This window comes from Actinosynnema sp. CS-041913 (genome assembly GCF_050942485.1).
Taxonomy (GTDB): domain Bacteria; phylum Actinomycetota; class Actinomycetes; order Mycobacteriales; family Pseudonocardiaceae; genus Actinosynnema.
In genome coordinates, this window is sequence record NZ_CP192037.1 from 487,038 (window position 1) to 506,071 (window position 19,034).

General features: G+C 71.5%; 20 protein-coding genes and 1 riboswitch. Of the genes, 7 read left to right on the forward strand and 13 right to left on the reverse strand.

All coding sequences use genetic code 11. The features are described from left to right. Nucleotides 1-178 precede the first annotated feature (178 nt). The 3 genes from ACQPZF_RS02360 to thiC form a co-directional block, all read right to left on the reverse strand. Complete coding sequence (locus ACQPZF_RS02360; RefSeq protein ID WP_433267750.1) at nt 179-724, reverse strand: VanZ family protein; 546 nt, start codon at nt 722-724, stop codon at nt 179-181. Between the two features lie 108 nt (nt 725-832). Next, a complete protein-coding gene (thiD, locus tag ACQPZF_RS02365) occupies nt 833-1,660 on the reverse strand; it encodes a bifunctional hydroxymethylpyrimidine kinase/phosphomethylpyrimidine kinase (RefSeq protein WP_433267752.1) in 828 nt (275 codons plus the stop codon). Then, on the reverse strand, nt 1,660-3,309 hold the full coding sequence (gene thiC, locus ACQPZF_RS02370; RefSeq protein WP_433267754.1) for a phosphomethylpyrimidine synthase ThiC: 1,650 nt from the start codon (nt 3,307-3,309) through the stop codon (nt 1,660-1,662). Before thiC ends, thiD begins: the two co-directional genes overlap by 1 nt. Further along, a riboswitch (TPP riboswitch) is annotated at nt 3,299-3,421 on the reverse strand. (Overlaps the previous gene by 11 nt.) A 70-nt stretch (nt 3,422-3,491) precedes the next feature. On the opposite strand from thiC, the gene ACQPZF_RS02375 reads away from it, so the two are divergent. Then, nucleotides 3,492-4,244, forward strand: coding sequence for a hypothetical protein (locus tag ACQPZF_RS02375; protein ID WP_433267756.1), 753 nt, complete (start codon nt 3,492-3,494; stop codon nt 4,242-4,244). Here the strand turns inward: ACQPZF_RS02375 and ACQPZF_RS02380 are convergent. Together ACQPZF_RS02380 and ACQPZF_RS02385 are read right to left on the reverse strand one after the other, a co-directional pair. After that, entirely contained in the window at nt 4,131-4,730 is a 600-nt protein-coding gene (locus tag ACQPZF_RS02380) for a LysE family translocator (protein WP_433267758.1), read from the reverse strand. The two genes, ACQPZF_RS02375 and ACQPZF_RS02380, sit on opposite strands and share 114 nt — an antisense overlap. 37 nt (nt 4,731-4,767) lie before the next feature. Beyond that, nucleotides 4,768-5,352: a peptide deformylase gene (locus ACQPZF_RS02385; protein ID WP_433267760.1), complete on the reverse strand. Its 585-nt coding sequence runs from the start codon at nt 5,350-5,352 to the stop codon at nt 4,768-4,770. A 112-nt stretch (nt 5,353-5,464) separates the two neighbouring features. On the opposite strand from ACQPZF_RS02385, the gene ACQPZF_RS02390 reads away from it, so the two are divergent. Next, nucleotides 5,465-5,761: a DUF3263 domain-containing protein gene (locus ACQPZF_RS02390; protein WP_433267762.1), complete on the forward strand. Its 297-nt coding sequence runs from the start codon at nt 5,465-5,467 to the stop codon at nt 5,759-5,761. After that, nucleotides 5,758-6,381 (forward strand): LytR C-terminal domain-containing protein, encoded by a 624-nt coding sequence (locus ACQPZF_RS02395; protein ID WP_433267764.1) that lies wholly within the window; start codon nt 5,758-5,760, stop codon nt 6,379-6,381. Before ACQPZF_RS02390 ends, ACQPZF_RS02395 begins: the two co-directional genes overlap by 4 nt. A gap of 196 nt (nt 6,382-6,577) precedes the next feature. On the opposite strand, the gene ACQPZF_RS02400 is transcribed toward ACQPZF_RS02395, so the two are convergent. The 6 genes from ACQPZF_RS02400 to moeA all read right to left on the reverse strand — a co-directional run bounded on the left by ACQPZF_RS02400 (nt 6,578) and on the right by moeA (nt 12,940). Next, nucleotides 6,578-6,757: a hypothetical protein gene (locus tag ACQPZF_RS02400; protein WP_433267766.1), complete on the reverse strand. Its 180-nt coding sequence runs from the start codon at nt 6,755-6,757 to the stop codon at nt 6,578-6,580. 91 nt (nt 6,758-6,848) lie between these two features. Continuing rightward, nucleotides 6,849-7,403 carry an IS5 family transposase gene (locus ACQPZF_RS02405; protein ID WP_433267768.1) on the reverse strand — a complete coding sequence of 185 codons (555 nt, stop codon included), beginning with the start codon at nt 7,401-7,403 and terminating at the stop codon, nt 6,849-6,851. Nucleotides 7,404-7,470: 67 nt separating this feature from the next. Then, nucleotides 7,471-9,648 carry an AAA family ATPase gene (locus tag ACQPZF_RS02410; RefSeq protein WP_433267770.1) on the reverse strand — a complete coding sequence of 726 codons (2,178 nt, stop codon included), beginning with the start codon at nt 9,646-9,648 and terminating at the stop codon, nt 7,471-7,473. A 190-nt stretch (nt 9,649-9,838) separates the two neighbouring features. Further along, nucleotides 9,839-10,810, reverse strand: coding sequence for a CDP-diacylglycerol--serine O-phosphatidyltransferase (pssA, locus tag ACQPZF_RS02415; RefSeq protein ID WP_433267772.1), 972 nt, complete (start codon nt 10,808-10,810; stop codon nt 9,839-9,841). Between the two features lie 4 nt (nt 10,811-10,814). Next, on the reverse strand, nt 10,815-11,525 hold the full coding sequence (locus tag ACQPZF_RS02420) for a phosphatidylserine decarboxylase (protein ID WP_433267774.1): 711 nt from the start codon (nt 11,523-11,525) through the stop codon (nt 10,815-10,817). 221 nt (nt 11,526-11,746) lie between these two features. Continuing rightward, nucleotides 11,747-12,940, reverse strand: coding sequence for a molybdopterin molybdotransferase MoeA (gene moeA, locus ACQPZF_RS02425; RefSeq protein ID WP_433274400.1), 1,194 nt, complete (start codon nt 12,938-12,940; stop codon nt 11,747-11,749). An 89-nt stretch (nt 12,941-13,029) separates the two neighbouring features. On the opposite strand from moeA, the gene ACQPZF_RS02430 reads away from it, so the two are divergent. The 4 genes from ACQPZF_RS02430 to groL all read left to right on the forward strand — a co-directional run bounded on the left by ACQPZF_RS02430 (nt 13,030) and on the right by groL (nt 17,193). After that, nucleotides 13,030-13,674 carry an AIM24 family protein gene (locus ACQPZF_RS02430; RefSeq protein ID WP_433267776.1) on the forward strand — a complete coding sequence of 215 codons (645 nt, stop codon included), beginning with the start codon at nt 13,030-13,032 and terminating at the stop codon, nt 13,672-13,674. A gap of 78 nt (nt 13,675-13,752) precedes the next feature. Further along, on the forward strand, nt 13,753-13,959 hold the full coding sequence (locus ACQPZF_RS02435) for a cold-shock protein (protein WP_033432301.1): 207 nt from the start codon (nt 13,753-13,755) through the stop codon (nt 13,957-13,959). A 114-nt stretch (nt 13,960-14,073) separates the two neighbouring features. Beyond that, complete coding sequence (locus ACQPZF_RS02440; protein ID WP_433267778.1) at nt 14,074-15,351, forward strand: serine/threonine protein kinase; 1,278 nt, start codon at nt 14,074-14,076, stop codon at nt 15,349-15,351. A 219-nt stretch (nt 15,352-15,570) separates the two neighbouring features. Next, nucleotides 15,571-17,193, forward strand: a complete 1,623-nt coding sequence (gene groL, locus ACQPZF_RS02445; RefSeq protein WP_433267780.1) for a chaperonin GroEL — start codon at nt 15,571-15,573, stop codon at nt 17,191-17,193. A 289-nt stretch (nt 17,194-17,482) separates the two neighbouring features. On the opposite strand, the gene ACQPZF_RS02450 is transcribed toward groL, so the two are convergent. Both ACQPZF_RS02450 and ACQPZF_RS02455 read right to left on the reverse strand, forming a co-directional pair. Next, the gene (locus ACQPZF_RS02450) at nt 17,483-17,905 is read right to left on the reverse strand and encodes a carboxypeptidase regulatory-like domain-containing protein (RefSeq protein WP_433274402.1); all 423 of its coding nucleotides are present in this window, start codon (nt 17,903-17,905) and stop codon (nt 17,483-17,485) included. Between the two features lie 59 nt (nt 17,906-17,964). Next, nucleotides 17,965-18,570, reverse strand: a complete 606-nt coding sequence (locus tag ACQPZF_RS02455; protein ID WP_121001713.1) for an RNA polymerase sigma factor — start codon at nt 18,568-18,570, stop codon at nt 17,965-17,967. Between the last annotated feature and the right edge of the window lie 464 nt (nt 18,571-19,034).

Sequence of the window (19,034 nt, forward strand, 5' to 3'; positions counted from 1 at the left end):
GCATACCCAACCACGGGGGTACGACAAAACCGGGAATCTAAGCTGAGAGCGACAGCCGACTCACCGAGCGGCCACCAAGACCGAACCCGCCATGACCGGAAATCCGCTCAAGACCGAAACCCGTCAAGACCGAAACCCGTCAAGACCGAAATACGCCAAGACCGGGCACGCCACAGCCTCACCCGGTAGCAACCGGATCCCGAGGTGCACGCGATGTAGGACGTGCCACAGCGGTGATCACCCCACCGACCACCACTCCCACCAGCGCCCCAACACTGTTGTTGTAGAAGTCCTGCGCCTCACAAACGCCCAACCCGGTGGTGGCCTGCACCAATTCCACACCCCCGCTGAACCCGGCGGACAGCGCAAGCACCACCACAGGCCGCCGAGTGGCCAACGTCGCGAAGAACGCGAAAGGCATCAGCATCAGCAGGTTCAGGCGCTCCAACGACCCGGTCAGAGAAAAGTCGTTGGCAATGCACATGCCCACCGGATCGGTGGTCCACACACCCGCGTCCAACACCCCGGGCCGGGCCAGTGTCACCGCCAAAGCGAGTGCCAACCCGCACCCGGCCAACGCCGAAGGCACGGGTCGCCACCCCCGCCACCGGGCCACCGCGAGGGCCAGTGCCCCGATGACCACGCAGCCGAAGAACATCGCCGCGACCACCTCGGGTTGGCTCAGCACCAGCTCCGCGATGTAGGCGTCCTGTCGTGCGCTCATGTCTTACTAGACGCACAAGTTCTGCGCCGGTTGGCCCAGCGCCGGCAACCGGACGGAACCCTGAGGTCCGCCTGAACCTCAGGCCCGCCCGAACCTCAGGCCGGACCCTCAGATCTGCCCGGACCCGCCCTCCAGTCGCCACAACGGCGAAACCGGCCCTACCCCGCCACCCAACGGGTAGGCCGCGGCCACCGAGCGGATGATGAACTCCTTGCCGAAACGCACCGCCGTGGGCACGTCCTCTCCGCGTGCGAGTCGCGAGGTGATGGCTGAAGCCAACGTGTCACCGCTGCCGTGCGTGTCCTTCACGTCATAACGCGGACCGGGCAGCTCGATGAACTTCGAGCCGTCGTAAAGGACATCCAGACATCCGGGGTCGTCCCACAGGTGGCCGCCCTTGACCAGCACCCACTGCGGACCGAACTCGAACAGCGCCTCGGCCGCCTTTCGCTGGTCCGCGTGATCACGGACCTCCACGCCGGTCAGCAGCCGCACCTCGTCCAGGTTCGGCGTCACCAACGTCGCACGGGGGAAGAGCACCGTGCGCAACGCGTCCAGCGCCGAGTCGGCGAGCAGTTGTTGGCCGTGCATGGATGCCGCCACCGGGTCCACCACGAACGGGATCGATTGTCCTATGTAGACTCGGTCGCAGGCTTCCGCCACCGCCTCGATGATCGCCGCCGACGCCAGCATCCCGGTCTTCGCCGCGTCCACGCCGATGTCCGTGGCCACCGCCTCGATCTGGGCGGCCACCACCTCCGGCGGGATCTCGGTGTACCCCGTGACGGCCATCGAGTTCTGCACGGTCACCGCCGTCACGGCGGTCATCCCGTGCACCCCGCAGGCGAACAGCGTCCGCAGATCCGCCTGCAGGCCCGCACCACCGCCGGAGTCGGACCCGGCGATGGTGAGGACCTTCGGTGGTGCGACCGCCATCAGTCGACCACCGGGAGGTAGACCTTGTTGCCGTGGCCGGAGAACTCGTGCGACTTCTCCTCCATGCCCGCCTCGATCGCCTCCACTGTGGACAGTCCGCGCTCCTCGGCGTACCGGCGCACGTCCTGCGTGATCTTCATCGAGCAGAACTTCGGCCCGCACATCGAGCAGAAGTGCGCCGTCTTCGCCGGCTCGGCGGGCAGCGTCTCGTCGTGGAACGACCGGGCGGTGTCCGGGTCGAGGGCCAGGTTGAACTGGTCCTGCCACCGGAACTCGAAGCGGGCCTTGGACAGCGCGTCGTCCCAGTCCTGCGCGGCCGGGTGGCCCTTTGCCAGGTCCGCCGAGTGCGCCGCGATCTTGTATGTGATCACGCCGGTCTTCACGTCGTCCCGGTTGGGCAGGCCGAGGTGCTCCTTCGGCGTGACGTAGCACAGCATCGCGGTGCCCAGCCAGCCGATCTGCGCCGCGCCGATCGCCGACGTGATGTGGTCGTACCCCGGCGCGATGTCGGTGGCCAGCGGCCCGAGGGTGTAGAACGGCGCCTCGCCGCACCACTCCTCTTCCAGCCGCACGTTCTCCGCGATCTTGTGCATCGGGACGTGGCCGGGGCCCTCGATCATCACCTGCACGTCGTGCGACCGCGCGACGTGCGTCAGTTCGCCCAGCGTCCGCAGCTCGGCGAACTGCGCCTCGTCGTTGGCGTCCGCGATGGAACCCGGCCGCAGGCCGTCACCCAGCGAGAACGTCACGTCGTAGCCGCGCAGGATCTCGCACAGCTCCTCGAAGTGCGTGTAGAGGAAGCTCTCCCGGTGGTGCGCCAGGCACCAGGCCGCCATGATCGACCCGCCGCGCGACACGATGCCTGTGACGCGGCGCGCGGTCAGCGGCACGTACCGCAGCAGCACGCCCGCGTGCACCGTCATGTAGTCGACGCCCTGCTCGGCCTGCTCGATCACGGTGTCCCGGTACACCTCCCAGGACAGCTCCGCCGGATCGCCGTTGACCTTCTCCAGCGCCTGGTAGATCGGCACGGTGCCGACCGGGACCGGCGCGTTCCGCATGATCCACTCGCGGGTCTCGTGGATCCGCTTGCCGGTGGACAGGTCCATGATCGTGTCGGCGCCCCAGCGCGACGCCCACACCATCTTCTCCACCTCCTCCTCGATCGAGGAGGAGACCGCCGAGTTGCCGATGTTCGCGTTGATCTTCACCAAGAACTTCTTGCCGATGATCATCGGCTCGGCCTCGGGGTGCCGCCGGTTCAGCGGGATCACGGCCCGGCCGAGGGCCACTTCCTCCCGCACGAACTCGGGGCTCATGTTCTCGCGTGCCGCGATGTAGGCCATCTCCGGCGTGACGACCCCGGCCCTGGCGTACGCGAGCTGGGTCACCGCCCCGTTGATCGGCTCGCGCGCGGCGATCCAGTCCGCGCGCAGCGCGGGAAGTCCACTGTGGACGTCGATCGTCGCGTCTAGGTCGGTATACGGACCGGAAGTGTCGTAGAGATCGACATGCTCGCCGTTGGTGAGCTCCACCCTGCGGAAAGGAACCCGCACGCCGTCGGCCACCTCGCGGTAGACCTTGTGCGAGCCGGAGATCGGCCCGGTGGTGACGCTGGGTTTCACCGAACGGTCGTCAAGTGCCGTCACGACATTCCTCCCTACGCCGGCATTACCCGGTCAGGTTCAGGCGGTCGGCGGCGCCGGATCGCTCCAGCCGCCCTCTCAGCCCGCTGTGGCGCGAGCTCCCGCGATGTTGAGTTGTCCGGCCGACCATAACGAGGCGACCGTGCGGATGCCAAGGGGGCCGGTTTGCGCGTACCTTTCTCCGCGTGGCTGATCACCAGCCGTTCCCGCCCGGCGCGCGGCGCGTGGACCGCCCCGCTGCGGTTTCGGCATGCCCGTCGTGCGGCGACCTGGCGGGCCGCGGCTACCCCGGGTGCCGCTTCTGCGCCGAGCTGGTGGACCAGTACTGGCTGCTCGACTGGCAGGAGCTGCTGGCCGCCGAGAAGCTCGCCGAAGGCGGCGCGGGTGAGCGTGAGCTGGCCGAACTCGTCCTCGCCGACGAGGTGGGCCGGCACCCGTGGACGTGCACCGACTGGGCCATGACGCTCATCTCGTGCTCGCAGTGCGCGAGTGAGCTGGGCGCGGGGCCGGTGGACTGCGTGCGGTGCGCGATGGCGGAGGCGCTGCGGTGGTCGTGGGACCACGCCGGGTTCCCGGACGCCATCACCGCGGGCGAGCACGCCTTACGGGTGGCGCGGGCGGTGCTGCGCGCGCCACACCGACGACGGCCGACCGTCGCGCGGGCGTGGCGGCTGCTGCTGCCGTTCCTGCTCGTCGGCGACCTGCCGACGGTGGGCCAGGTGCGGCGCATCCGCGCCCACGTCCTCGCGGGCGGGTACGCCGACCTGGCCACCTGCACGTCGCACGTCGAGCTGGCCGGGTTCCCGGAGCTGCCGTGGCGGCGGTCAGCGCGGGTCGAACACCAGGCGAAGGCCCAGCGCGACCAGCACGCCGCCGGAGACGCGCTCCAGCGTCCGGCGCACCCGCGAACGGGTGAGCCAGCCGCGGACCCGGTCTAGGACGCCGACCACCACCAGGTACCACAGCGTGTCCACGGCCACCCAGACCAGCGCGAACAGCAGCAGCGTGCCCCGGCCGGAGCCGGCCGGCAGGAACTGCGGCAGGAACGAGATCGCGAACACGCCGAGCTTGGGGTTGGCGAGGTTGACGACGAGCCCCGCGCGGAACGCGTGGCCCGCCGGCGGCGCGACCTCCTCGACCGGCCCGCTCGCCGACCGGAACGCCTTCACGCCCAGGTAGACCAGGAACAGCGCACCGACGACGCGGAGCGTGTGGTAGGCCACCTCGGACGCCGTGAGCAGCACGGACAGCCCGAGCGCGGCGGCCACCGCCCACACCGCGACGGCGACCTCCATGCCGAACACCGTCGCCAGCGCGCTCGCACGTCCTCGGACCGACTGTCGCAGCACCAGCGCCGTGCCGGGGCCGGGCGACAGTGCGATCAGGAAGGACGCCGCGACCAGCGCGGCGAGGCTGCTCCACATGCGGCCATCGTCACCCGGCCGTCCAGCGGGTTTCGGGCTAGTCGTCGGCCTCGTCGGCGAACGGGTCCTCGGAGGTGGCCGGATCCCAGGTCAGGCCGGGCACGCCCCAGCCGTTCGCCTTGATCATCTTCCGCGCCGCGCGCTTGTGCCGCCCGATCAGCCGGTCGAGGTAGATGACCCCGTCCAGGTGGTCGGTCTCGTGCTGGAGGCAGCGCGCGAAGAAGCCGGTGCCCTCCACCTCGAAGGGCTTGCCGTCGCCGTCGAAGCCGGTCACCTTCGCCCACGACGCCCGGCCGGTGGGGTACGACTCGCCGGGAGCGGACAGGCAGCCCTCGAAATCGTCGTCCGGGTCCGGCATGCCCAGCGGGATCTCGGAGGTCTCCAGCACCGGGTTCACCACCACACCGCGGAACCGGTTGCCCTCGTCATCCGGGCAGTCGTAGACGAACACCCGCAGGTCGACGCCGATCTGGTTGGCCGCGAGGCCGACCCCGTGCGCCGCCGCCATGGTCTCGAACATGTCGTCGATCAACGTGCGCAACGCGTCGTCGAACACCTCGACCGGGCGGGTCGGGTGGTGGAGCACGGGCTCGCCGGCGATGACGATGGGGTGGACTGCCATGGCCTCCAGCTTATCCGGCGGGCAGTCGGTGACGCGCCGAGCGATGAGCCGACCCGGATCAAGATCACGTGATGTAATGGCACCCACGCAGAGGCACGGCTGAGGAGCCAGAGTGGACGCCGCAGAGGCACTGGTGCCGGCGGAGGGGCCGGACGACGGTTTGAACGACCGGGAGCGCGAGATCCTGGCCTTCGAACGCCAGTGGTGGAAGTACGCGGGCGCCAAGGAACAGGCGATCAGGGAGCTGTTCGACCTGTCGCCCACGCGGTATTACCAACTGCTCAACGCGTTGCTGGAGAAGGAAGAGGCGTTGGCTGCGGATCCCATGCTGGTCAAGCGGCTGAGGCGGTCGCGGTCAGGCCGGGCGAGGGCCCGCGCGGCGAAGCGACTGGGCGTCGAGCGCCGATGACCAACCCCGAACCGGCAGGCTCCAGCCACCCCACCCGCGCGGCGGGCTTCACCCTGCTCGGCGTCGGGGCGGTGGCCCTGGTGATCGGCGTCATCAGCCTCTTCACTGGCGGCTCGGACTCGGGCGCGCAGCAGACGAGCACCCCACCCTCCAGCCAACAGGGCACCACGGACACCGCACCCGGCACGACGTCGTCCGCCGCCACCCAGACCTCGCCCTCCTCACCATCCTCGCCGACTGCTCCGGCCGAGACCACGACCACCCCGGCGACCACGACCAATCCGGCCACCACCACCGCGGCCCCGCCGGTGACGCTCCCCGCCAAGCCCCCGGTGCGGGTCTACAACAACAGCACCACCATCGGGCTGGCGACGGAGGCCGCGGACGACGTGCGCCGAGCCGGCTGGGAAGTGGCCGGAACCGGCAACTACTCCCAGGGCGTGATCCCGACGACCACGGTGTACTACCGACCGGGGACCGACGAGGAAGCGTCCGCGCAGCAGTTGGGGCAGGTGCTGAAGGCCGAGGTCAAGCCCCGGTTCGACGGAATCGAAGGCGCACACCCCGGCATCATCGTGATCGTGACCAACGACTACCAGGGCCCTTCGGGGAAGTCCTGAGGCCGAGAACGCCAAGAGCGAACAGAACAAACACCGAGAACGCCAGGAACTCAAAGATCTAAAACGCAAAGATCAAACGCAAAGAGCGCCAGGAAGCGAAGCGGTCGGTCCGTTTTGCTTCAAGGCGCTTTTTACGCAGCTTGACGGCAGAAGAGTGACCACGACGCCACCGCCGGCCAACCACGCAAGTCCGGGCTCACGCCGGGAACAGCACGCAAAAGAACCACATCGCCGATAGACCCTGGAAGCCGCCGGGGACGGCCGCAGGCGCAACACGCCGCACGCCACCGCTCCCCTCGGCCATCACAAGCCGCGTGGAGACCCGGTCGACACGGATCCGCCCGGCCGGGCCGGGAACCCGGATCCGGTCCAGCACCGTCCGGAACTGTGGGCTGTCCGCGGCCTGGCCGGGTGTGAGCACGAACGCCGGCGGCAGCCGGCGTCGACTGCGGCGTAGATCCTGCTGCTCAGCCCGCCTCGGGACCGGCCGAGCCCGGCCGCCTTGGCCCGCGCCTTCCGACGGCGCCGGAGGGCGGCACGATCCCGATCGGCAGGCGTGCCCGCGTCGGCGGTGTCCGGTGCGGGCCGCGGCGCATCACCCGCAGCACCCGCTGCTGTGTGGGCAACGGAGCCCCTTTTTCCTCGGTCAGCGCCTGTTCCAGCGCGTCGAGGGTCTCCCCGGCGATCGCGAGTCCGGCCGATTCGTGATGCGCCCGCACGATCGTGGAGTCCACGCCGACCAGTTCCAACCCGACCTGCCCGCGGGACGCGGCCTCGGCGATCAGCGCCTCCATCAACCTCTGGAACACCCCGGCCTTGGCCCAGGCGTCGAACCGGGAGTAGACGGTGGACCAGGGCCCGTACCGTTCGGGAACGTCGCGCCAGCCCGACCCGGTGCGGAACCGCCACAGGATCCCGTTGAACTGCTCCCGCGCCCGACGCGGCAACGGCCCAGTAGCCGCCACCGGCACATGCGGCTCGATCAACACCCACTCGGCATCGGTCAGATCAAAACGCGCCACAACCGTGTTCTACCAGCCCGACCAGCCCACCACCGGGCCCCGACCTGGATCCGAACCCAAACAGCTCCTAGTTCCCCCGCGACTCCGCATAAGCCGCCAATGCCGCCAACTGCGCCGGCTCCAGCGAAGGCCGCACCGCCGACCGCGCCGCCGCCAGGTGGGCCCCCGTCACCTCGGCCGCCGCCAACGACTCGCGCATGGCCGTCAACGCCGCCTCCCGGACCAGAGCCGCGCAGTCCGCCGCCGAATACCCTTCCAGCTCACCCGCCAACGCCGCCAGGTCCACATCCTCGGCCAACGGCATGTTCCGCGCCGAAGCACGCAGGATCTCCGCCCGCGCCTCGGCGTCCGGCGGTGGCACGTAGACCAGCCGCTCCAACCGCCCCGGCCGCAGCAGCGCCGGGTCGATCAGCTCCGGACGGTTGGTCGCGCCGAGCACGATCACGTCCCGCAGCGGCTCGACGCCGTCCAGCTCGGTCAGCAGCGCGGCCACCACCCGGTCACCCACGCCCGAATCGGCCGACTGGCCGCGGCGTGGGGCCAAGGCGTCGACCTCGTCCAGGAACACGAGCGCGGGCGCGGCCTCGGCGGCTCGGCGGAACAGCTCGCGCACCGCTCGCTCGGACTCGCCGACGAACTTGTCCATCAGCTCGGCGCCCTTGACCGACAGCACGTTCAGCCGCCCGCTGCCCGCCAGCGCCCGCACCAGGAACGTCTTGCCGCACCCCGGCGGCCCGTACAGCAGCAGTCCGCGCGGCGGCGCGACGCCCAGGCGGGCGAAGGAGTCCGGGTACTGCAACGGCCACAGCGCGGCCTCGGTGAGCGCCTGCTTGACCTCCGCCATGTCGCCCACGTCGTCCAAGGTCAGGCCACCGGTGCGCAGGGTGTCCGAGGTGGACATGGAGATCGGCCGGATGGTGTCCAGCGCGCCCACCAGGTCCTGCTGCGCCACGTGGGGTTCGGCGGCGTCACGCTGCCGCAGGGCCGACCGCACGGCCGCCTCCCGGCGCAGCGCCACCAGGTCGGCCGCGACGAAACCGGGGGTCCGGTCGGCGATCGCGCCCAGGTCGACGTCGGGCTCCAGCGGCACGTCGCGCAGCAGCACCCGCAGCAGGTCCGTCCGCACCACGCCATCCGGCAGCGGCAGCACCAGTTCCCGGTCCACCAGCTCGGGCACGCGCAGCCGGGGGTCGATCGCCTCCGGGTGCGCGCTGGTCACGACGAGCGCGAAACCCGGCTGGAGCGCCGCTGCCCGCAGCGCGTCCAGCACGACCGTGGCGACCGGCGGCGGGTCGGTCGCCGGGAGCAGGGCTTCGACGTCGGTCAGCAGCAGCACGGCCGGCGACTCGGCGGACGCGATGGCGTCGGCCAGCCGCTGGGCCGTCGCGTTCGCCTCCAGCACGGCGATGCTCGGGGCGGCGAGTTCGACCACCCGCGCGCCGACGCTGTGCGCGACCGCCCGGACCAGGGTCGCCTTGCCGACCCCTTCCGGACCGCTGACCAGCGCGGCCAGCCGTGGCGCCGCGCCGAGCCTGGTCAGCAGCTCCGGGTGGCTGAACGTCAGGTCGAGCCACTCGCCGAGGCGGCGGGCGGCGTCCTGCCTGCCGGCCAGGTCCGCGATCGGCACGGGCTCGGCGGTGGGCGTCTCCGGCACGGCGGCGGCCACCGGGGCCGGCGGCGCGTCACCGGTCCGCGCGCCGTCCCGCCAGCCGACCACGGTGGACGGCTGCACGGCGACCGGGCCGCCCGAGGGCTCGACCGACGTGATGGTGAGCAGTTCGTTCGTCCACGTCATGCCGATGGCGTTGGACAGCTTCCGCCGGGTCACGCTGACGTCCACGCCGGGCGGCGGCGCGAGGTCCTGGGGTAGCAGCGACACCGCGTCGCCGACGGTGAGCACCTTGCCGGTCAACGCCATCCGCAGCGTCTCCGGGGTCAGCGAGGTGCTGGCCAGCCGCGACCCGGCGACCGTGACGGCACGGGCCCCGGACACCTCGACCGGCGCGACCACGATCTCCGAGCCCTCGGTGACGCCCAGGTTGGACAGCGTGACGTCGTCGACCAGGACCACGCCGGGCGCGCCCTCGCCGGCGGCGGCCAGCGCGGAGCTGACCCGGGCGCCGGTCAGCCGCACCGCGTCCCAGGCCCGCAACCCCAGCGCGTCCAGCACCTCGGGGTGCAGCCGGACCACCCCGCGACGGGTGTCGAGGGCCGAGGGGGACAAGCGGGCGGTCAACGTGATCACACGGCGAGCCTAGGCCACCGTGCACCCGAACGTGGGCGCTTGATCGCCGGCCCGGCGAGTTGGGCTTTCGGGACTCGCCCACGGCCCGCGACCAGTGCCTTTTCCGAACGGGCGTGGTCGTGGGCCGCCCAGGCCGGAGGCTTTCCGAACAGGGTTGGCCCCGGGGCCAACCCCGACCAGGCGGGACGCGTCAGGGCCGGTGGTGGCGGCGGAGGCCGATCTGCCGCCAGCCCCGGCGCTTGTTCGGCCCGGCCTGCCCGTTGGCCTCGGCCGCCACCTGGGCCGGGTCCACGGCCCGGCGCGGCCGGCGGACGGCCCGCATCGCCGCGCCCGCGACCCGCCCGCCCAGCGGCCGGCGCAGGCCCAGCCGCCGGGCGGCGACGCCGTGCGCCCGCTTGATGGCCCGGCGGTCCGCCGCCGGCACCTCCCAGGCCTCCGGGTGCTTCGCCAGCCAGCGGTACCGGCGCACCGAGTACGGCAGGTGGCCCAGGTAGACCAGCATCGCCGCGCTCAGCGCCACCAGCGGGAACGTGATCACGGCCGCCGCCAGCAGCCCCACCAGGACCAGCAGCGGCGCGACGGCCTTCGGCGGGACCTTGATCGTCTTCACGGACAGCGTCGGTATCCGGCTGACCAGCAGCAGCGCGATCGCCACCGTCCACGCCGCGACCACCCAGGTGTCCGACCACCAGCCCGCGCGGCGCATCTGCTCGTCCAGGATCAGCGGCAGCAGCAGCAGCAGGCCGCCCGCCGGCGCGGGCACGCCGACGAAGAACTCCTTCGCGAACGGCGGCTGCTCCACGTCCAGCAGGGTGTTGAAGCGCGCCAGGCGCAGCACCATGCAGACCGCGAAGATCAGCGCCACCACCCAGCCCTCGCGGTGCGGCTCGAACTTCCACACGTAGATGACCAGGGCCGGGGCCACGCCGAACGAGATGGCGTCGGCCAGCGAGTCCAGTTCCGCGCCCATCTTGCTGGTCGCGTCGAGCAGGCGGGCGATCCGGCCGTCCAGCCCGTCGAACACGGCCGCCACGGCGATCGAGGCGATGGCCGCGCCGTACAAGTTGTTGATGGCGAAGTGCACCGCCGACAGGCCCGCGCACATCGCCAGCACGGTGATCGCGTTGGGCAGCAGCCGCACCCCCGGGCCGCTGGGCGCCATCGGGTCAGACCTCCGGGAGGTCGGCGAGCACGGTCTCGCCGCCGATGGTGCGCTGACCGGCCTCGACCAGCACCCGGCTGCCCCGCGGCACGTACAGGTCGACCCGCGAGCCGAACCGGATCAGGCCGTAGGTCCGACCCGCGGCCACCCGGTCGCCCTCGGCCACGTCGCACACGATCCGCCGCGCCACCAGGCCGGCGATCTGCACGACCACGACGTCGTGCCCCTCTTCGGTGGTCAGCCACACCGCGTTGCGCTCGTTGTCCTCGCTGGCCTTGTCCAGGTCGGCGGACAGGAACTTGCCCGGCCGGTACGACACCTGGCGGACCGCGCCGGTCACCGGCACGCGCTGCACGTGGACGTCGAACACCGACAGGAACACGCTGATCCGGGTCATCGGGGTCGCGCCGAGGCCCAGTTCGGCCGGCGGCACGGCTTCCACGACGTGCGACACCGTCCCGTCGGCGGGCGCGACGGCGATGCCCGGCCGGGTCGGTGTGGTGCGCGCGGGTTCGCGGAAGAACCACGCCACCCAGGCGGTCAGCAGGCCGCCGACCACGCCCGCGCGCCGGGAGAGCCGGCGCAGCAGGAGGGTCGCGACGGCCGCGCCCAGCACGAACGGGCGGCCGGCGGGGTGCATCGGGGGGACGATTCCCCGTGCCAGGTCCAGGAAGTGGGAGACGGCACCACTGTGCTTGTCGCGATCGACGGTCATGGCTCTTCCGTGTCAGGGCAGTGCTTCGGCCGGCCACACGCTACGCCGGCGGCGCCCGACCCCGTCCGGTGTGCCCGTGCGTCCCCCGACGAAACGCGCGGACGCACCGGACAGGGAGGCCAAGAGTGTAATCCAGGTCACATGGCCTAATCAATGGCGTTGCGTGGCCGTCGACTGACTCTGCGTACTCGACCGATTCCGGCCAGCGGGCGTTCCGCCGATCATCCCGAGTGGAGGAAGCGGATGACGACCTCCGCGCCGGCCGCCAGTTCCGTGACCTCCTCGGGCACCTCGATCAGGCAGTCGCTCACCGCCAGCGCCGACAGCAGGTGCGATCCCGGACCGCCGACCGGCGTGACCACCCGGCCCGACGCCGGGTCGTACTTGCCCCGTCGGAACTGGGTGCGGCCCGCCGGCGACGTGAGCGGCGCGGTGAGCTTCGCCCGGACCGAGGGGCGCTCGACCACCGGCAGGCCCATCGACGCCCGCAACGCCGGCCTGATGAACACCTCGAACGACACCTGCGCGCTCACCGGGTTGCCGGGCAGCGTCGCCACCGCCACCCCCTGGTACCGGCCCGCGCCCTGCGGACCGCCGGGCTGCATGGCCACCCTGGTGAACTCCACGCCCCGCCCGGTGAACGCGTCCTTGACCACCTCGTACGCGCCGGCGCTCACCCCGCCCGAGGTCAGCAGCAGGTCGAACCCGGCCAGCCGCGCGCCGATCGCGGCGTGGAACTCGGCCACGTCGTCGGGCACGAACCGCAGCAGCTCCGCCTCGCCGCCCGCCTCCCGCACGGCCGCCGCCAGCATCACGCCGTTCGACTCGTAGATCTGCCCCGGCGCCAGCGGCTCGCCCGGCCCGACCAGCTCCGACCCCGTCGACAGCACCAACACCCTGGGCCGCCGCCGCACCGGCAGCGAGCCGAACCCCAGCGCGGCGGCCAAGCCGAGCTGCGCCGGACCCAGCGCCGTGCCCGCGCGCAGCACCGTCGTGCCCACCGCCACGTCGTCCGCCGCCCGCCGCACGTTCGCCCCGGCCGCGACACCCCGGTCGACCCGCACCGACGACGTCCCGCCGTCGGTCCACTCGACCTGCACCACGGCGTCCGCCCCAACAGGCAGCGGCGCGCCGGTCATGATCCGCTGCGCCGTCCCCGGCTCCAGCGGCGTCAGCGACGTGCGCCCCGCCGGGATGTCGTCCGCCACCGGCAGCACCGCCGGCGTCGCCGACACGTCCGCCGCCCGCACCGCGTACCCGTCCATCGCCGAGTTGTCGAACGGCGGCAACGCGATCGGCGCGACCAGGTCCTCGGCGAGCGCCAGGCCGAGGCAGTCCACCACCGGCAGCGCGGCGACCGGCAGCACGCCGAGCAGCCCGGCGATCCGCTCCCGGTGGTCCGCGACCCGGGTCAAGGAGTTCGACACGACCACTATCCTGCCGCCCGCGTGCGAAACTGCGCCGACCGGCCGCCACGCGCGAACGCAGTTAGGGGGAACGTCCGGTGCAGGTCCGCACGCGACACACGCCGACCTTCGGAGTGGCCAGGCTGGTGCTCGCGCCCGCCGAACCGGTCCTCGTGGAACGCTCGTCGCTGTTCGCGACCAGCTACGGGGTCAACCACGACACCAAGGGCAAAGCGCCCGGCGTCAAGGCCGCGTTGTGCACGGCCGGCCCCGAGGGCGGCTGGGTGGACGTCGCCCCGCCGCTGCCCGGCGACCTGCACGTGCTGGAACTCGACGGCGCCACCGGCTGGTGCGTCGCCCGCAACGCGTGGCTCGCCTCGTCCGGCTCGGTCGTGATGGACCCGGCCGCGCCCCCGCTGCGCGCCCTGCACGGCGGCGACAGCGGGTTCCTCACCTACGTCTACGGCAGCGGCTCGGTCGTGCTGGGCTGCTACGGCACCCTGGACGTGGTCACGCTGGAAGCGGGCGAACTGGTCACCCTGGACAGCGGGCACGTCGTCGGATTCGCGGACACCCTCCAGTGCCGGTTGCGCGCCGTTTCCCCGGACGCTCCCCAATCCGTGCGCAATGGCGACGGCCTGGTGCTCGACTTCGCCGGTCCGGGCCTTGTGCTGACCCGGACCCGCAGTCCACGTGGACTGGTCAGTTGGTTGCGCGACAACGGATTCAGTGTTCGCGCATGACTCCATAAGGAGGTATCGCGAACCCCCTCGTGCCTCTAGCGTGGCGGTTTGCTCAGGTATTTCTCAAAGGAGGACGTCTTGGCTGTCGGCACGGTCAAGTGGTTCAACTCGGAGAAGGGGTACGGCTTCATCGCCGCCGACGGCGGGCCCGATGTCTTCGTGCACTACTCGGCGATCCAGATGGAAGGCTTCCGCACGCTGGCCGAGGGAGACCGCGTGGAGTTCGAGATCCAGGCCGGCCGCGACGGCCGCAGCCAGGCGTCGGACGTCCGGAAGGCATCGTGAACCCCGCCCGGCCCGCCACGCGGCGGGTCGGGCCGCTTCACCCGGCGGTCCCGCCCGGCGGTCTTACCCCGAACCCGGCGCACGCCGGTTCACCCGGACGTTAGGCTGCCCCGCGTGTCGGAGGACCTGAGCGGGCGACGGTTGGGCCATTACCGGATCGACGGCGTGTTGGGCCGCGGTGGTATGAGCGTGACCTACCGGGCGACGGACGTCCGGCTCGGCCGCAAGGTGGCGTTGAAGGTCATCGGCGAACACCTCACCGCCGACGCCGAGTTCCGCGAGCGGTTCGTGGACGAGGCGCGCAACACCTCGGCGATCGACCACGCGAACATCGTGCCGCTGTACGACTTCGACGAGGTCGACGGCCTGCTCTACATCGCCATGCGGCTGGTCGACGGCCAGGACCTGGCCAGCCACATCAAGGACGGCCCGATCTCGCCCGCGCGCACCCTCACGCTGCTCGGCCAGGTCGCCGAGGCGCTGGACATGCTGCACGGCAAGGGCCTCGTGCACCTGGACGTGAAGCCGGCGAACGTGCTGGTCACGACCAAGGAGGCGTCCCGCGAGCACGTCTACCTCGCCGACTTCGGCCTGACCCGGCGCGGCGCGACCGGCCACCGCACCCGCACCGGCGACTTCCTCGGCTCGCCCACCTACGCCGCGCCCGAGCACCTGCGCGGCGAGCCGCTCGACGGCCGCACCGACCAGTACGCGCTGGCCTGCATGGTGTTCGCCTGCCTGACCGGGCGGCCACCGTTCCAGGGCGGGGTGCAGGACGTCATCCAGGGCCACCTCGCCTCGGACATCCCCACCCTGACCTCGCTGGTCGCCCTCCCGCCGGGCATCGACGACGTGCTGCGCAAGGGCACCTCCAAGGACCCCAACCAGCGGTTCGGGTCGTGCCAGGAGATGATCTCCGCCGCCCGCACGGCGCTGGGCGGCGCGGCCACCGTGACCACCCCGCCGCGCCGGGTCGACGCGCCGGTCTCCGGGCCGACGCCGGTGTCCGGCCCGCCGTCCGGCGGGATGCCCGCGCAGCAGCCGCCGCGCTTCCCGCAGCACCAGGGCCGGCCCCAGGGGCAGCCGCCGTCCGGCGGGTTCGCCCAGCAGCCCGGCTTCCTCGCCGACCCGGTGCGCCTGCGCCCGCCGACCCAGGTGGGCGGCGCGTCCGCGTTCACCACCACCGCCAGGACGCGGCCCGCCTGGGTCGCGCCGGTGGTCGTGGGCGTGGTGGCGATCATCGCGATCGTCGTCCTGGTGCTCATCCTCACGCCGAAGTCCGAGGAGCCGCGCCCACCCGCGCCCACCAGCTCGGGCCAGTCCATCGACGTCGGCGAAAGCGGGAGCAAGAAGCCGCTGCCCACCAGCGTGCCCGTGAGGACGTCCCGCTGACCTGCTGTTCTTGCACTCGCCCTGGTTGAGTGCTAAACACGGACCTGGCACTCGGACCACCCGAGTGCCAGCACGCAGGCTGGGACGGTGAGGCAGGCCCCTTCACCGGGGCAGGTCGTCCGTCGCGGGCACCGAGCCTGGCCAAGCACCGTGTTCCGCTGTGGGCGAAAGTCCGCAGTGGCCCCAAAAGTCGTTACATAGGCGGAGGAACACACCGCAATGGCCAAGATGATCGCGTTCGACGAGGACGCCCGCCGTGGTCTTGAGCGCGGCATGAACATCCTCGCGGATGCCGTCAAGGTGACGCTGGGCCCCAAGGGCCGCAACGTCGTGCTCGAGAAGAAGTGGGGCGCGCCGACCATCACCAACGACGGCGTCTCCATCGCCAAGGAGATCGAGCTGGAGGACCCGTGGGAGAAGATCGGGGCCGAGCTCGTCAAGGAAGTGGCGAAGAAGACCGACGACGTCGCCGGTGACGGCACGACGACCGCCACGGTCCTCGCCCAGGCCCTGGTCCGCGAAGGTCTGCGCAACGTGGCCGCGGGCGCGAACCCGCTCGGCCTCAAGCGCGGCATCGAGAAGGCCGTCGAGGCCGTGACCGAGCAGCTCCTCAAGACCGCCAAGGAGGTCGAGACCAAGGAGCAGATCGCCGCCACGGCGTCCATCTCCGCGGGCGACTCGACCATCGGCGAGCTGATCGCCGAGGCCATGGACAAGGTCGGCAAGGAAGGCGTCATCACGGTCGAGGAGAGCAACGCGCTCGGCCTCGAACTTGAGCTGACCGAGGGGATGCGCTTCGACAAGGGCTACATCTCGGGCTACTTCGTGACCGACCCGGAGCGTCAGGAAGCGGTCCTTGAGGACCCGTACATCCTGCTCTACGGCTCGAAGATCTCGACCGTGAAGGACCTGCTGCCGCTGCTGGAGAAGGTCATGCAGGGCGGCAAGCCGCTGCTGATCATCTCCGAGGACGTCGAGGGCGAGGCCCTGGCGACCCTGGTGGTCAACAAGATCCGCGGCACCTTCAAGTCCGTCGCGGTCAAGGCCCCCGGCTTCGGCGACCGCCGCAAGGCGATCCTGCAGGACATCGCGATCCTGACCGGCGGCCAGGTCATCACCGAGGACGTCGGCCTCAAGCTGGAGAACGCCGACCTGTCGCTGCTGGGCAAGGCGCGCAAGGTCGTCGTCACCAAGGACGAGACCACGGTCGTCGAGGGCGCGGGCGACGCGGAGCAGATCCAGGGCCGCGTCAACCAGATCCGGGCCGAGATCGAGAAGTCGGACTCCGACTACGACCGCGAGAAGCTCCAGGAGCGCCTGGCGAAGCTCGCCGGCGGTGTCGCGGTCATCAAGGCCGGCGCCGCCACCGAGGTGGAGCTCAAGGAGCGCAAGCACCGCATCGAGGACGCCGTGCGCAACGCCAAGGCCGCCGTGGAAGAGGGCATCGTCGCCGGTGGCGGCGTGGCCCTGCTCCAGGCCGCCGAGGCCGCGTTCGCGGGCCTGAACCTCGAAGGTGACGAGGCGACCGGCGCGAACATCGTCAAGGTCGCCGTCGAGGCGCCCCTGAAGCAGATCGCCATCAACGCCGGCCTCGAAGGCGGCGTCGTGGTGGAGAAGGTCAAGGGCCTGCCCGTCGGCCACGGCCTGAACGCCGCGACCGGCGTCTACGAGGACCTGCTCGCCGCCGGCGTGCCGGACCCGACCAAGGTGACCCGGTCGGCGCTGCAGAACGCCGCGTCGATCGCCGCCCTGTTCCTGACCACCGAGGCCGTCGTGGCCGACAAGCCCGAGAAGGCCGGCGCCGCGCCTGCCGTCCCGGACGCCGGTGGCATGGACTTCTGAGTCAGCCGCACGAAGCGAAAGGCCCGGTCCGCTCGGACCGGGCCTTTCGGCTGTTCCGGGGCTTTCACCGGAGCCGTGCTAGCTGGTGGTGCGGCAGCCTGAAGCGGTGGCACGGGTCTGGTCGGAGACACCTTGTCCGGTTCAGGCGCGGGGTCTGGTCGGCGGCGCGGACCTCGAAAGGCGCGGGTCGGCGCGTGGGCACGGGTCCGGGCGGAGGCGGACTCGGCGGCCGGGTCGGGGCCGTGATCCGGGTGGACCGGTGGATCACAGGTCCGGGCGGATCGGAGGTCTACAACATGATGGTCGGCGTCACCACGGTGCGACCGGGTTCGCCTCGGGAGTTCACCAGGTGCACCACGATCTGCGTGGTCCCGGTGGGCACGTCGGCCAGCACGAACCGGCCGCCGTCGTCGGCCGTGGTGGTGCTCGACTCGTGCTCGGCCACCCGCACCTCGACGGTGTGCTCGCCGGCGGGCACCAGCCAGCCGTCGATGCGGTGGCGTGCGCCGCTCGGCGTGAAGTTGACCATCAGGGTCAGGTTGTCCACCGTGAAGGTGATGGTGCCGGGGTTGCCGCCCCGCACGCCGGCGAACGACCCTGCCCGTTCCCAGCGTGCGACCTCGACATCGAGGTTCTCCAAGGCCACCGCGAACTGGATCCGCTCGACCAGGCCCACCGGGGGCGCGTCGAGTTCGTACACCAGGCGGTTCAGCTCGGTGAGGACAGCGGTGTCCTCTTGGCCTCTGCGGTCATCGCGCGGGTCGATGTCGTTCACCGCGATCCTCCTTCCGCGTCAAGATGTGTGCGCAGCATGGTGAGGCACCGGCCCCTGGTCGGGCCGATGCTGCCGCGCGGCATGGACAGTGCTTCGGCGACCGCGCGGTACTCCGCCCGCCCGGCCAGCACGGTGAGCCGCAGAAGCTCCTGGCACTTCTGCGACAAGCGGCCGAAGGCCCGCCACAACCGGTGGTCCCGGTCGTCTACCAGGGCGGCGTCCTCCGGCAACCCGTATTCGCTTTCCAACTGCTCCGCCAGTTCGTCGGACAGTGCTGCTTCCCGACGGGCGGGGGTCCAGGTGCGCTGGGCCTCGCGGCGCGTCGCGACGACGAGCCACCCGGCCAGCGCACGGGGTTCGATCAGGCGGTCCAGGTGGCGCAGCAGCGCGAGCCAGACCGTCTGCACCACGTCCTCCGCGGTGCTGCGGTCCAGCCCGTGCCCCCTCGCCACGTGCCACACCAGCGGGGTCAGGTCGGCCACCAGCACGTCCAGTGCCCGGCGGTCGCCGTCGCGGGCGGCGACGACACAGGCCGCGTGCCGATCCGTCCCGTCCAAGCCCTCCCACGGTGGGCGCTCACCGGCCGTGCGCAGATCTCCCACGTCGTCACCTCCTCCTCGACATCCCCCAGCCGTAGCTGATCGTCACACACCATCGTCCTTCCCGCGGCGGCGGTCCGCGATGCCCCCCTCGCACCGCGGACCGCCCCCTTCACCACGGGCGGCGGCCGATCGACACCCCTCGAAGCCGACCGGACACCGCCCCTCCCCCTAGTGGTCGGTGGGACGACAGCGCGCGGTGGTCGTCAGTGGGTCCGGTTCGGCTCTCACGAGATGCCTCCTGGGGGTCGAGGTCCGGTCATGAAGTAAGGAGTGAGTAGTTCTACGGTGGATACACCGGCTGTCGTTAACAGTTCACGGTGAGCGAGCGCGGTCGGTATCAGCGCAGGTGGAGGGGCTGCTGTCCGACCCGTTCACAGGTACTCGGAGTGCGTTCACGAAGCGTTCGGGTGAGGCCGTCCGAACTGTTCTTCGACGCGGTGCCCGCCTGCGCGACCACCCGGGTG